The sequence below is a fragment of the Pseudomonas sp. Pseusp11 genome (genome assembly GCF_047304405.1).
Classification (GTDB): Bacteria; Pseudomonadota; Gammaproteobacteria; order Pseudomonadales; family Pseudomonadaceae; genus Aquipseudomonas.
Genome location: NZ_JBGLZF010000037.1, coordinates 44,070 through 57,048, shown reverse-complemented (window position 1 = coordinate 57,048; position 12,979 = coordinate 44,070). Strand labels below are relative to the sequence as shown.

The 12,979-nt window shown below is 59.0% G+C and carries 9 protein-coding genes; 6 read left to right on the top strand and 3 right to left on the bottom strand.

The annotated features are described in order from the left end of the window. Positions 1 to 161: 161 nt before the first annotated feature. Positions 162 to 1,037, bottom strand: a complete 876-nt coding sequence (locus tag ACCC96_RS24095) for a DMT family transporter (protein ID WP_018928463.1) — start codon at positions 1,035 to 1,037, stop codon at positions 162 to 164. Between the two features lie 98 nt (positions 1,038 to 1,135). Here ACCC96_RS24095 and ACCC96_RS24090 point away from each other — a divergent pair, with 98 nt between their 5' ends. The 3 genes from ACCC96_RS24090 to ACCC96_RS24080 all read left to right on the top strand — a co-directional run bounded on the left by ACCC96_RS24090 (position 1,136) and on the right by ACCC96_RS24080 (position 3,492). Then, a complete protein-coding gene (locus ACCC96_RS24090) occupies positions 1,136 to 1,924 on the top strand; it encodes an AraC family transcriptional regulator (protein ID WP_413697103.1) in 789 nt (262 codons plus the stop codon). Between the two features lie 72 nt (positions 1,925 to 1,996). After that, positions 1,997 to 2,302 (top strand): PsiF family protein, encoded by a 306-nt coding sequence (locus ACCC96_RS24085; RefSeq protein ID WP_105340437.1) that lies wholly within the window; start codon positions 1,997 to 1,999, stop codon positions 2,300 to 2,302. A 176-nt stretch (positions 2,303 to 2,478) separates the two neighbouring features. Beyond that, positions 2,479 to 3,492 (top strand): AI-2E family transporter, encoded by a 1,014-nt coding sequence (locus ACCC96_RS24080; protein WP_018928460.1) that lies wholly within the window; start codon positions 2,479 to 2,481, stop codon positions 3,490 to 3,492. Positions 3,493 to 3,621: 129 nt separating this feature from the next. Here ACCC96_RS24080 and ACCC96_RS24075 read toward each other — a convergent pair whose 3' ends face one another. Then, complete coding sequence (locus ACCC96_RS24075) at positions 3,622 to 4,896, bottom strand: Hsp70 family protein (RefSeq protein WP_019650657.1); 1,275 nt, start codon at positions 4,894 to 4,896, stop codon at positions 3,622 to 3,624. A gap of 296 nt (positions 4,897 to 5,192) precedes the next feature. On the opposite strand from ACCC96_RS24075, the gene ACCC96_RS24070 reads away from it, so the two are divergent. Then, the gene (locus ACCC96_RS24070; protein ID WP_413697102.1) at positions 5,193 to 6,140 is read left to right on the top strand and encodes a DnaJ C-terminal domain-containing protein; all 948 of its coding nucleotides are present in this window, start codon (positions 5,193 to 5,195) and stop codon (positions 6,138 to 6,140) included. Between the two features lie 25 nt (positions 6,141 to 6,165). Next, positions 6,166 to 6,471, top strand: a complete 306-nt coding sequence (locus tag ACCC96_RS24065) for a chaperone modulator CbpM (RefSeq protein ID WP_413697101.1) — start codon at positions 6,166 to 6,168, stop codon at positions 6,469 to 6,471. A 178-nt stretch (positions 6,472 to 6,649) separates the two neighbouring features. Here the strand turns inward: ACCC96_RS24065 and ACCC96_RS24060 are convergent, their stop codons facing one another. After that, on the bottom strand, positions 6,650 to 7,777 hold the full coding sequence (locus ACCC96_RS24060; RefSeq protein ID WP_413697100.1) for a sensor histidine kinase: 1,128 nt from the start codon (positions 7,775 to 7,777) through the stop codon (positions 6,650 to 6,652). Positions 7,778 to 8,017: 240 nt separating this feature from the next. On the opposite strand from ACCC96_RS24060, the gene ACCC96_RS24055 reads away from it, so the two are divergent. Continuing rightward, complete coding sequence (locus ACCC96_RS24055; RefSeq protein WP_413697099.1) at positions 8,018 to 12,937, top strand: dermonecrotic toxin domain-containing protein; 4,920 nt, start codon at positions 8,018 to 8,020, stop codon at positions 12,935 to 12,937. Positions 12,938 to 12,979: the final 42 nt, after the last annotated feature.

The window sequence follows — 12,979 nt, the reverse complement described above, 5'->3', positions numbered from 1 at the left end:
GGGGTGGGGGGGGGGTGGTTTGGCGCGCCGGCGGGGGGGTTGACGGCGCCTGGCTTTAACCCCCGGGGGCGGGGTTGCTGGCGCCGGGGGGCCCGCCACCCCCCCACCAGAATGCGACCGCTTTGCGCTCGAGCGGAAGCAGGCTCCCTCGCCACAAAGGGTTATGCGCGGCCCAACGTGGTGGTCCAGCGCTCGGAAAGAATTACCCCACCCAACGTCAGCACCCCACCCACCAGGTGATACAACGCCAACTGCTCATGCAGCACCACCGCCGCAATCAGCGCCGTAATCAACGGCAGCAGATTGAAAAACAGCGTGGTCCGGCTCGGGCCCAGGCGTACCACGGCCTGCATCCACGCCAGCGGCGCAAGCATCGAGGCCAGCAGACAGGCGTAAAGCACCAGCGGAATGTTATGCAGGGTCGGGCCGATTTTCGGTGAGGCGAGGAACAGCGGAAACAGCACCACCACCGCCACCAGCACCTGTAAATACAGCAACACCAGCGGCGGCAAGCGCAGCTGCCACTTTTTCAGCAAGGTGCTGTAAACCGCATACGCCAGCGTGGCGATCAGCATCATCGCGTCGCCCAGGTTCACCCCGTGCTCCAGCAACGCGCCAAGGCTGCCGGACGACACCACCACCAGAACACCGGCAAACGACAATACCGCACCGGCCAGGGCTCCGGCGGTCAGGCGTTGGCCGAGGCTGACTATCGCCATGGCCAGCGACATCAACGGCATCAGCGACAGAATGATCCCCATGTTGGTGGCCGACGTCAGTGTTGCAGCGAAATAGGCCAGGCTCTGATAAACCGCCATGCCGAGTACGCCGAGGATGAAGATCCTCCCCAGGTTTGGGCGTATGACCGGCCAATGGGCGATCACCGGCTTAAGCATGAAAGGCGTGAACAGAATCCCGGCCAGCAGCCAGCGGTAGAAGCCGATTTCGGCGGGGAAGATTGCGCCCACCGCGAGTTTGTTGATCACGGTGTTGCCAGCCCAAATGAAGATGGCCAGCAGGGGATAAGCGTATTGCATCGGGAAAAAGCCAGAACGTTAATGAGGGGCAATTATCCGTCTGTCTGGATGCAAGCCTATACTGCGATCCAGACAATCTGCCCCTGATTCCGGACAGCATGAACAGTAAACACATCGACCTGCTGGATTTCAGCGAACTGCCGTCGGCGGTGTATTTCCGCTATGCCGACTTCAACGCCCACGAATACGCTGCGCCTCACCGGCATCCGTGGGGCACGCTGGAGTACGCGGCCCATGGCGTGTTGCACATGGAAGTCGATGGCAGCCGTTTCATGTCACCGCCGCAATACGCGGTGTGGGTGCCGCCCGGGACCGAACACAGTTTCTATAGCCATCAGCCGATCAACTATCGCGCGGTCTGCCTCGCGCCGACGCTGTGCCGCAATCTACCGCAACAGGCCTGCACCCTGGCGATCAGCGACATCCTCAAGGCGATCCTGAAAGACTTCGCCGCCCGCGATGTGAAAATTCCCGAGCACGACGCGGATCAGCGTCTGGCTCAAGTGCTGGTGGACCAACTGCAACAGGCGCCAATGCATGAGTGCTATTTGCCCTACGCCAGCAGCCCCGGGTTACTTGGCATTCTGGAAGCCTTGCAGGCCGAGCCCGGGGATAACCGGCCGTTGGCGTATTGGGCCGGGCAGATTCACGTCTGCGAACGCACGTTGGCCCGGCAGTTTGTTCGCGAATTGGGCATGAGTTTCGGTGAATGGCGGCAACGGTTGCGGTTTCTGGCGGCGATCGAAGCGCTGGACAGCCATCGCAGCATTCAGGAAATCGCCTTCGACATGGGTTACAGCACCGGCTCGGCGTTTATCGCGATGTTTCAGCGCCAGGCCGGGTGCACGCCGGAACAGTATCGGCGCAGCCACCTTGATAGCAGGTGAACGTGTAACAGGCTTTGTCTACACTCCAGAGCGAGGCCGTACCCATCGGTGCGGTAACAAGGAGAAAACTCCATGAAGATGTTGCGTGCCCCGTTGTTGATGATCGGTCTGCTGCTCTGCTCTCAGGGTTTTGCTGCCACTGCCCAACAGAACAAGATGACCACTTGCAATGCCGACGCTACCGCCAAGAGCCTTAAAGGCGACGAGCGCAAAGCCTTCATGAGCACCTGCCTCAAAGCCGCGCCGGCCGCCGATGCCGCCAAACCCCTGACTCCTCAGCAAGAAAAAATGAAAACCTGCAACGCCGATGCCGCCACCAAGGCCCTCAAGGGCGATGCGCGCAAAGCGTTCATGAGCGAGTGCCTGAAGAAAAAGTAAAAAATCAAAAGATCGTCCGAACGCGGCCCGAGCCTGCGGCAGTTCCTACGCGCCTGTGGGTGCTGCCGCAGGCTGCGAACTTTTCGGGGCGACGCCGCTTGTGAGTCATCCGCTCGCTTCGGCGCCGGAACGCTGGCAGACTGCCAATCCTTTTACGTCGTTCGTTTTGAGGCTGTATGTCAGCGTTTTCTCAGCGTCAGGTCTTGTTGCTCATCAGTTGGGTCATCATTTTTGGCGGTTTGCTGCTGGTGATCCCTCTGCGATTGCTGCCCAGCCTGCTGGCCGGGTTGTTGGTGTTTGAACTGGTCAACATGCTCACGCCGCAATTGCAACGGCTGATCGAAGGCCGCCGCGCGCGCTGGCTGGCGGTGGCGTTACTGGGGACTTTGGTGGTCAGTGTGCTGGCGCTGATCTTTGCCGGTGCGATCAGTTTTCTGCTGCACGAGGCGGAAAACCCCGGTGCTTCCCTCGACAAATTCATGGGTGTGGTCGACCGCGCACGCGGGCAGCTGCCGCCGTTCATCGACGCTTATTTGCCGGCCAGTGCCGCCGAGTTCCGGGTGGCCATCGGTGAGTGGATGAGCAAGCACTTGAGCGACTTGCAACTGGTGGGCAAGGACGCGGCGCACATGTTCGTGACGCTGCTGATCGGCATGGTGCTGGGGGCGATCATCGCCTTGCAGCGCGTGCCGGACCTGACCAAGCGCAAGCCCTTGGCTGCGGCGCTGTTCGACCGCTTGCATCTGTTGGTCCAGGCGTTTCGCAACATCGTCTTCGCGCAGATCAAGATTTCCCTGCTCAACACCTTTTTCACCGGGATTTTCCTCGCGGTGGTCCTGCCGATGTTCGGGATCAAGCTGCCGCTGACCAAAACCCTGATCGTGCTGACCTTCCTGCTCGGCTTGTTGCCGGTGATCGGCAACCTGATGTCGAACACGTTGATCACCATCGTCGGCTTGTCGCTGTCGATCTGGGTGGCGGTGGCGGCACTGGGGTATCTGATCTTTATCCACAAGCTCGAATACTTCCTCAACGCGCGCATCGTAGGCGGGCAGATCAGTGCCAAGTCGTGGGAGTTGCTGCTGGCGATGCTAGTGTTCGAAGCCGCGTTCGGCCTGCCGGGGGTGGTGGCGGGGCCGATTTATTACGCGTACCTGAAGAGTGAGTTGAAGCAGGTGGGGATGGTTTGATCCAGTGTTGATCTACTGTGGCGAGGGGGCTTGCCCCCGTTGGGTCGCGAAGCGGCCCCCCTTATCTCCAAAAGAAGGGACTGCTGCGCAGTCCAACGGGGGCAAGCCCCCTCGCCACTGGGTTTCAGGTCAATCCATCGGGCCGTAACGCTTGGCCGCCTCGATCGCCAACCCGCTGCCAATGCTGCCGAAGATGTTGCCTTCCACATGCTGCGCGTTCGGCAACATCGCCGAGACGCTGTTGCGCAGCGCCGGAATCCCGCTCGAACCGCCAGTGAAGAACACCGTATCCACCTGATCGACCCGCACATTGGCGTCGTTCAGCAGCTGGGTCACGCTGTTGCGCACCCGCTCCAGCAAATTGTCGATGGCTGATTCGAACAGCGCACGAGTCAGTTCCACACTCAAACCGGACTCGATGCGATCCAGCGGCACATGACGGCTGTCGGCGTGGGTCAGCTGGATCTTGGTCTCTTCCACTTCCATCGCCAGCCAGTGCCCGGCGCGCTGGTCGATCAGCTTGAACAGGCGATCGATGCCGCCGGTGTCTTCGATGTCGTAACGCATGCTGCCCAGGGCCAGGGTCGATTTCTGCGAGTACACCGAGTTGATGGTGTGCCAGGTCGCCAGGTTCATGTGATGGCTGGTGGGCATGTAGGCGCCGCTCTTCATGCGGCTGCCGTAGCCGAACAGCGGCATCAGGCCTTGCAGGCTCAGCTGCTTGTCGAAATCGGTCCCGCCGATGTGCACGCCGCCAGTGGCGAGGATGTCGTCGTGACGGTTGTCGTGCCCGCGTCGCTCAGGGGACAGGCGCACCAGGGAGAAGTCCGACGTACCGCCGCCGATGTCGACGATCAGTACCAGCTCTTCCTTTTCGATGGTCGACTCGTAGTCGAACGCCGCGGCGATCGGCTCGTACTGGAACGAGACGTCCTTGAAGCCGATGGCGCGGGCCACGTCCACCAGGGTGTTCTCGGCTTCCTGGTCGGCCACCTCGTCGTCATCGACGAAAAACACCGGACGGCCCAGCACCACTTCCTCGAACTCCCGACCGGCGGCGGTTTCGGCGCGCTTCTTCAACTGGCCGATGAACAGCCCGAGCAGGTCCTTGAACGGCATCGCCGTGCCGAGGACGCTGGTGTCGTGCTTGATCAGCTTGGAACCCAGCAGGCTCTTGAGCGAGCGCATCAGCCGGCCTTCGTAACCTTCCAGGTACTCGTGCAGCGCCAGCCGGCCGTACACCGGGCGGCGTTCTTCCATATTGAAGAAGACCACCGAGGGTAGGGTGATCTTGTCGTCCTCCAGCGCGATCAGCGTTTCCATGCCGGGGCGCAGCCAGCCGACGGTGGAGTTGGACGTGCCGAAGTCGATACCGCAGGCACGGGCTGGAGATGCGTTTTTCATGTCTTTCAGGTTCCGGTTAAAAAACGGCCGCGCAGTGTATGTCAGTGCGGCGCAGATTCGAAGGCCGACTATCTGTTAAATCGCATCGATCAGCGCTTGAAAGATGGTCCATCACCCCCAAACTTCCCTGCATAGGTTTGGCAATGCCTGGGCGACTGCAAGAACCGCGCCCTGCTGCCGATAAACTTCTGATGCGCTGCCCGGTCACACAATTGAGATCGGTCAATCAAGGCGCTGCACACAAGAGCATGCTGTGCCGAGCGGCGCGATTTCGATAATGGATGGTGATTCCCTCGATGGACTTCAAAGACTATTACAAGATTCTCGGTGTGGAGCCGACCGCGGACGATAAGGCGATCAAGGCCGCCTATCGAAAGCTGGCGCGCAAATACCACCCCGATGTCAGCAAGGAAAAGGACGCCGAAGCCAAATTCAAGGACGCGTCCGAAGCCTATGAAGCGCTGAAAAGCGCCGACAAGCGCGCCGAATACGACGACTTGCGCAAATACGGTCACCATGGCCAGCCGTTCCAGGGCCCGCCGGGTTGGCAGAGTCGTGGTGGTTTCGGTGGCGGTGGTCAGGACACGGGCGATTTCTCGGACTTCTTCAGTTCGATCTTCGGCAACCGTGGTCCGGGTTTCGGTGGTGGTGGACGGTCGGGCCGTAGCGCCGGGCGTCGAGGGCAAGACGTGGAAATGGAATTACCGGTTTTTCTGGAAGAAACCCTGTCGACCGAATCGAAGAAGGTCAGCTTTCAGGTGCCGCATTACAACGCTGCCGGCCAGCATGTCAGCAACACCAGCAAAAGCCTGAACGTAAAGATCCCGGCCGGCGTGACCGACGGCGAGCGCATTCGCCTCAAGGGCCAGGGCGCACCGGGCATCGGTGGCGGGGTCAATGGCGACCTGTACCTGACCATTCGTTTTGCGCCGCACCCCAAATTCGACGTCGAAGGCGAGAACCTGATCATCACCTTGCCGCTGGCACCGTGGGAGCTGGCGCTGGGGACCGAAGTCGCGGTGCCGACCCTGACCGGCAAGATCAACCTCAAGGTGCCGGCCGGCAGCCAGAATGGCCAGCGCATGCGCGCCAAGGGCCACGGCCTGCTGCACAAGGCAGGCCACCGTGGCTACCTGTTCGTGCAGCTCAAGGCGGTGATGCCGAAAAAACTCGACCATGACGTCAAGGCGTTGTGGGAGGAGTTGGCGAAGAAAGCTGCTTTTGATCCGCGAGAGAATTTTTGATTCCGAGATAAGGAGGAGCCCAATCATGAGCGACCCCGTGATCGTTCAATTGGACCTGGCAGAATTCTGCGAGGCGACCGAATTGTCGGACGTGCATGTGATCGAGATCGTTGAACACGGCATCCTCGAACCGCAGGGGGCTGTGCCCAAGGATTGGCGTTTCACCGACTATGAACTGACCTTGGCCAAGCGCGCCGCCAAGCTGCGGCGCGAGCTGGAGCTGGAATGGGAAGGCGTCGCCCTGGCGCTGGACCTGCTTGAAGAAGTCCAGCAACTGCGGGCCGAGAACCGCATGCTCAAGCAGCGGTTGGGGCGGCTGGTGATCGAGTAGCTGTAAACACTAAACCTGTGGCGAGGGGGCTTGTCGGAACGCCGCACCACCCCGTTGGGTTGCGTAGCGACCCCAAATCCGGTCATCGCGGTTTTTCAGACTGACCGCATGCGTCGATTTTACGACTGCTGCGCAGCCGAACGGGGGCAAGCCCCCTCGCCACAGCGGTCCCAAGGCGTCACACCTTCCTGGGCAACACCACGGTAAACAGCGTGCCCTGCTCGGCGCTGGAACTGACCTCGATCGTCCCTTCATGGGCATCAACCACTTCCTTGACGATGAACAGCCCCAGACCAAGGCTGGTGCTCGGCGCGCCGAGTTCTTCATCGGCACTGCGTACCAGCGGATCGAAGATGGTGCCGATCGCCTCGGGTGGAATCGGCGTACCGTCGTTGTGCACGGTGAGGCGAATGTTGTCCGTTTCACCCCTGAGGGTCAGTTTGACCGCGCAGTGGTTCGAACCGTGTTGCAACGCATTGCCGATCAGGTTCTGCAGCATTTGAGCGAGCCTTCGGCCATCCCATACACCCTGGGTATCACCTTCGACGCTCAATGTCGGATCGCATTGCGGATGAGCCGCGCAGGCTTGGGCAATCGCTTCGCGCGCCGTCTCGGCCAGGTCCATGGGCGCCGGTTCAATCGGCAGGCGCTTGCCCAGGCGACTGCGGACCAGCTCCAGCAAATCGCTGACCATCACCGCCATGTGCCGCGCGCCACGCTGGATATGGATTGCGCACGTCAGCGCGTCGCCTTCGAGAGCGGCTTTGCGCAGCAGCATTTCCGTGGACATGCTCACTGCTTGCAGCGGTGCGCGCAGGTCATGGCCGAGGATCGCCAGAAAGATGTCCCGGGAGCGATTGACCTGCTCGGCATAAGCCTCGGTGGATTCGGCCAGGGCTTCGTCGATGGCCTCGTTGAAACGGATCATGTCCTGGAAATAGGCGATGTCGGGGGCGTCCAGGCTGTTGACCCACAGGCGGATCACGCAGGCACGCAAATGGCGAAATTCGCTGGTCATCTGCACCAGGTCGAAACCCACGGTATGACGCAGCTCGCCATGGCTGGCGCCGGCCTTGTCCAGGCTCGGGGTCTTCTCCGGGCCTTCGCCCTTGGCTTTGGCCTGTTGTTCGTTGGCAGTTTGTGCAGTGGACATGTCTCGCGCGGCAGCCAGCAGAATCGCCTTGGCGTGGTCGCGCAAGGCTGCTTGATCCATGTACTCGGCCGCCGGGGCGATCGTTCTGGCGAACTGTTCCCATTCATCGACGATACGGTCCACGTGTTGCCTGATGAATTCGGATAAGCGCATGGCCGGTACCTGACTGGAAACTCTTGGCATCTTAGCCCCTTTGCCGGCGGGTAAAAACTACCGCTGACAAGGCGGATCAGGCTTGTGAATTTTGCGGGTGGTATTTAATTATTTTTTAGATTCTCAAGTTGAGTGGTGTTGTTTGTTTTGTCGCTGTTTTCCAACAACTATTTGAGCTTTTGTTTTTTTCGCTATTGAATAAGCTAGGTGTTCTGTTGATCGCATAGGGATACATGCGTAATGAATGAAATATCAGAAGGATCTGTTTTGGACGCTTCTCCAGCTTTCGCTGTCAGCGAAAACATTTATCTGAATTATCTTGCAACCAAAGTTCCGGCGTTAATAAAGAAACCATCGGTATCAAGACTTGTATCAAATGCAAGCCAGCCACCCGACTTTCCCGAGTGGTACGTCAAGGCCAGCGCTATCGACCGTCAGTATCTCAAGGAACTCATCAGTGAGCGCTGGCGATTGCAAGACAACCTCGATGACGTCTTGGGGGATTTACAAAAGGACATCAATGCATTCGCTGAACCCTTGCTCATTCAAGCGCTGAAAGAAAAACGGAACCTGGACCTGGATGTCCAGGCAACTACAGTACGGCTTTATATTCCAGCCCCGCTGGGTTTTGGCATCGATACCCAAGCCAGCCGGCTCAGGCAGTCCACCCTGATGGAGGCCGCGCTGCACAACTTCGAGGACGCTGACACCCGTGCAGGCGCCTTTCGCGACGGCTCCGGCATTTTCGTTACCGATGCCGAAGGTGCGCTGAAGCGCCATCCGTTGACCGTCGAAAGTTTCGCGAGTCTTTGCCGGGAGCTGGATCTCGGTGCGCAGTATCAGCGGCACATTACCGGTTTGCTGGACCCGGCCCGGGCTGATGCGAAGGCGTCCCTTGAGCAGCACTTCATCGGGACCGAAAAGGCCGCGTTCAGTGAATCGGCATTAATTGCGTACTTGAAGGGCGATATCACCTCTTATGCATATGGGAAACTAAAGCAACTGCGGGAAAACCAGGCAACTGTCTTGATGGGGCATCGCCCTTTACAGTCTCATCGCTTGACACTGATGGGTGTGAAGTTAACCGGTATTGTGCTGTTCAGTGCCGTGGCTGATCCAACGCAAATAAAAAAACTTTATGACAGTCTGGTCCCGGTACATCAAAGAACAATGATGGAGTGGGCGCAGCGATTGGCAATTTTGCCCGGGCAAGAGTTTGACCAGTTCAAACTACTCAAGGCCTTTTTTGCCAACGGCCCCAGCGGCGTTGTCGAGGAAATGCTGCGCAGGGAAGATGTTTATAAGCAAAGTCGGCTTGAGGGCCCCCTGATTGCCTATGTGCCTGATGACCCTGATCATCCCTTGAAAGAATACGGCTCCTTCACTGATTTCATGAAGGAACTGACGAGTCAGCTGCGCTCCTCGGACTATCAACAATTCTTCAGCCGGTTCGTGCCGCAAAAAGACAAGGGCAGGTTTTTCACTCGCGTCAGAGAACGCTTTACCACCTTCACCTGGCAGCAGCGTGAACCTTTGAACATGGGGCCGTGGTGGCGGGAGACGGCGGTGGAGAACCCCGATGCGGAGCCGATCACCAACGTGATTGACGGTTTGCTTTGGCCTGCGCTCGGTCGATGGCGGTGTGAAAAGGCCATCGCGGATGCGCGACACATTGCCGTTCCCACTGACGACGAAGATGCCAACGCCCGTTGGGCGCGATTGAACAGTTACGCGAGTATCGGCTGGAACGTATTCAACTTCGGCGCGATGCTGGTACCGGGTTTGGGAGAAGCCATGCTGGGCATCATGGTCGGGCAAATGGTGCTCGAAACCATGGAGGGCATCGAGGACTGGAGCAAGGGAGACAAGGATGAAGCGGCGGCGCTTCTGTGCGGTGTCCTGATCAATGCTGCCCAGCTGGCAATCATGGGGGCAGGGCATGTTCTACCGACGGGCGCGGCGGCAGCGATCAAGCCTTCGACGTTTATCGACCAGTTGAAGCCGGTCGTGCTTGACGACGGCAAGACCCGTTTGTGGAATCCTGACTTGAACCCTTATGAGCATCAGGTCGATTTGGCTCCGGATTCAACGCTTAACGAGCGAGGCCTGCATCGGCATGACGGTCAGGAGTTTCTGTCGCGTGACGGCAGATATTTCGCCGTACAAGACGATCCGCAGACGGGTCAATCGCGAATCCAGCATCCCGGCCGGCCGACGGCCTACAAGCCAAAACTCGAGCACAACAATGCCGGTACCTGGCATGCCGAGTTCGACCGTCCCGTTGAATGGACCAAGGCCCAGCTCATGCGACGTTTGGGGACAATCGTCGATGCGTTCGATGATGCGATGCTTGAACACATCCGTATTGCCAGTGGTGTTGAAGAAGCGATATTGCGTCGGCTGCATGTCGAAAACGAAGCGCCGCCAGCGTTGCTGATCGATGAGATCAACCGGTTCAAAACATGGACGGACACGGGAAAACTGCCCGGGAATGGCCTGCAACGCTCAAGCAATGCCGGCGTGCTGGTGCTTCAGAACGCCTATTCCCAATTGCCCACCCGCATGGCCGAGGAACTGCTGAGCGCCGCTGAACCCGCTGACTTGAAGGCGCTTGCCGAACAAAAGCACATTGGGTTGCACTTGCGGCAACAGGTGCGAGCCGCTTTGCTGGAGTTGCGTCTGGCGCGTGCCTATGAAGGGCTTTTCCTTGATTCACTGCATGCACTGGACACAGAGAGGCTGGCACTACACACCCTGGAAACCTTGCCGAACTGGCCGGGCGATGTGCGCATCGAAATTCGCGAACACTCGCTGACTGGCCGTGTGCGCGACAGTGTTGGCCCTGAAGACGCGCCGGTGCGCAAAGTGCTGATCAGCACGGATGAGGGGTATGAAGCGCGGGATGCCGATGATCACCACCTGCACGGTGCCGATGATCTGTTTTCATCGGTATTGCACGCCCTGCCTGACGCTGAGCGCAGAGCACTGGGCTATGAGATCAACCAGGGCGCGATGCTCAAGCGCACTGTTCAAAATGCGCCATTGGCTCGTGACAAGCTGCGTCTGATGCTGGTGGAAAATCCTTTGCGCAAGCCCACCTACGATCCCGAGACGATGAAGTTGCGCGGTGGTATGCAAGCTTCTTCAGGCATTCAGCGACTCACCGGACGACTGACACCACAGGAGCGGGTCAGGAGTGTGCGCCCGGGTTGGACGGAGGCCGAAGCTCAGGCTTATCTGGATGCCGGCGGTCAGGGCGGCCACCCAGAGCAGCGAGCAAGTGCACTTGAAGCCGAATTCAATCGCCTCAACGCCAATTTCCAGCGCTGGCTGGATTCGCCGACCGAAGCCTTCAGGTATAGCTCGGCCGGGAGGGCTGAGTGGCAGTCCAGAAACACCCTGTACAAAGCCATTCGGCAGTGCTGGCAGCGAACCGGGTTACGCGATTTGGGGCCGCTTGGCAATCTGCGAGGCGATGTGCTCAACCTCGAAAGCATGCCGCTGGGGCACCTTCTGCAGACGATGCCTGCCCTGGAAGGCAATTTTGCCCACGTCACCAGACTCCATGTGTCCGGGACCGGGTTTGCCGATGCACAGGTGTCTTTTCTCGATCATTTTCCCCGTTTGTGCTCGCTGGACATGCACGACAACCAGCTCACACAGCTTCCCCGTGCGGTGGGGCGAGCGCGTGGACTGACGGAGTTAAGCCTCAGGAACAATCGAATCGAGTTGAACGCGCAGTCGATCGCCGGTCTGAGGAATCTTTCCCGTCTGGAAACCCTGGACCTGCAAGGAAACCCGTTGCGGCAGGTTCCGGACATTGGCGGCATGCGCAGATTACATACCGTGCTGCTTGCCGATACCGGTATTCGAACCTGGCCTGACGGGCTGTTTTCCCAGCCGCGATACCGCCACTTTTACCTGGATTTGCGGCGTAACGAGCTTACCTATATTCCCATGGTCAGGCGTGGCTCCGCTGAAGCGGAGCTGTTGGCTCGCACCCTCTTGAGTCGCGATGAGCGATGGTTGCCGCGTTTCAATCTGCAGACGCTCAGAGAGTACATCCAGTCTGTCGGCATGGACCCTGATCGCCCTTACCCGCCCCGTGGTGTTCGCGACAGTCTGAATTGGGAGGAAGGCCTGACGCGGCCCGAATGGGTCGCCAGGCAAGAGGCATGGAACAGCGTTGAGGATGAGTTTGGCTCGGTGCCCTTTTTTAATCAGATCAGGAAACTGACCGAATCCGTCCATTTCAAGAACGATAAAGCCTTCCGGGCGGATATGACGAGCAAGCTGTGGCGAATGCTGGACGCCATGTCCAAGGACAGCACGCTGCGGCGCAATCTATTTGTCATGGGCCGGGACGAGGTCACTAACTGTGTTGACGCCGGGGCGCAGTTGTTCAATTCGATGGGCGTAGAAGTATTGATCCATGAGGCTTACGCATTGGCCAACCCGAGCCTGGTGGAGGCCGAACTGGTGCAACTGGCCAGAGGCAAGTCGCGTCTGGACGAGTTGAGCCGGATCGCCCACAAAGTGGTCGCCGAGCGCCTGGAGAACGGTGAGCAATTCAGGGATGTCGATGCAAACGGCCGAGTCCGGGGAAGCATCGATGAGGTCGAGGTTCACCTGGCTTACATGACGGATCTGGCGGAGCGACTGGACCTGCCCTGGCAGTCCCGTGATTTGCAATTTCGCACGCACACCGGTGTGACTCCCGAGATGATCGAGAGTGCATATCGGCGGGTCCTGGAACTGGAAGCCGGCGATTTACTGCGTGACTCGATCATCGAACAGCCGTTCTGGGAAACGTATCTCCAGGGCTCGAATCGAAGCGCCTTCAAGGTCTTCAGGCGCCGAATCGATGCAACGACGGAGTTTTACATGGCGCTTGAAAAGAGGGCCTCCGAACCGAACCTTTCGTTGCAGGCAAAGGCCGATCTGAAGCAGGAGCTCCGGGTACTCGCCGCTGAACTGGGTAAGCTGGAAAGCGAAATTGCTCCGGGCCAGGTCATGACTGACGAAGCCTATGCCGCCGAGTTGAACCTGATCGATATCGAGATGAAAACGCTGCTTAAAACCCTGACCCAACAGGCGATGGATCGGGCGAAACTGCAAAGGGTGGACATCGCCTTTATGAACGCACCAGCAACGGATTGACCTGAGAAACAGCTAACCCGGCACGAAGAATGACACCCCTCG

Coding starts and splice junctions, on each gene's coding strand:
- ACCC96_RS24095 (WP_018928463.1), bottom strand. CDS start 1,037: ATGCAATACGCTTATCCCCTGCTGGCCATCTTCATTTGGGCTGGCAAC.
- ACCC96_RS24090 (WP_413697103.1), top strand. CDS start 1,136: ATGAACAGTAAACACATCGACCTGCTGGATTTCAGCGAACTGCCGTCG.
- ACCC96_RS24085 (WP_105340437.1), top strand. CDS start 1,997: ATGAAGATGTTGCGTGCCCCGTTGTTGATGATCGGTCTGCTGCTCTGC.
- ACCC96_RS24080 (WP_018928460.1), top strand. CDS start 2,479: ATGTCAGCGTTTTCTCAGCGTCAGGTCTTGTTGCTCATCAGTTGGGTC.
- ACCC96_RS24075 (WP_019650657.1), bottom strand. CDS start 4,896: ATGAAAAACGCATCTCCAGCCCGTGCCTGCGGTATCGACTTCGGCACG.
- ACCC96_RS24070 (WP_413697102.1), top strand. CDS start 5,193: ATGGACTTCAAAGACTATTACAAGATTCTCGGTGTGGAGCCGACCGCG.
- ACCC96_RS24065 (WP_413697101.1), top strand. CDS start 6,166: ATGAGCGACCCCGTGATCGTTCAATTGGACCTGGCAGAATTCTGCGAG.
- ACCC96_RS24060 (WP_413697100.1), bottom strand. CDS start 7,777: ATGCGCTTATCCGAATTCATCAGGCAACACGTGGACCGTATCGTCGAT.
- ACCC96_RS24055 (WP_413697099.1), top strand. CDS start 8,018: ATGAATGAAATATCAGAAGGATCTGTTTTGGACGCTTCTCCAGCTTTC.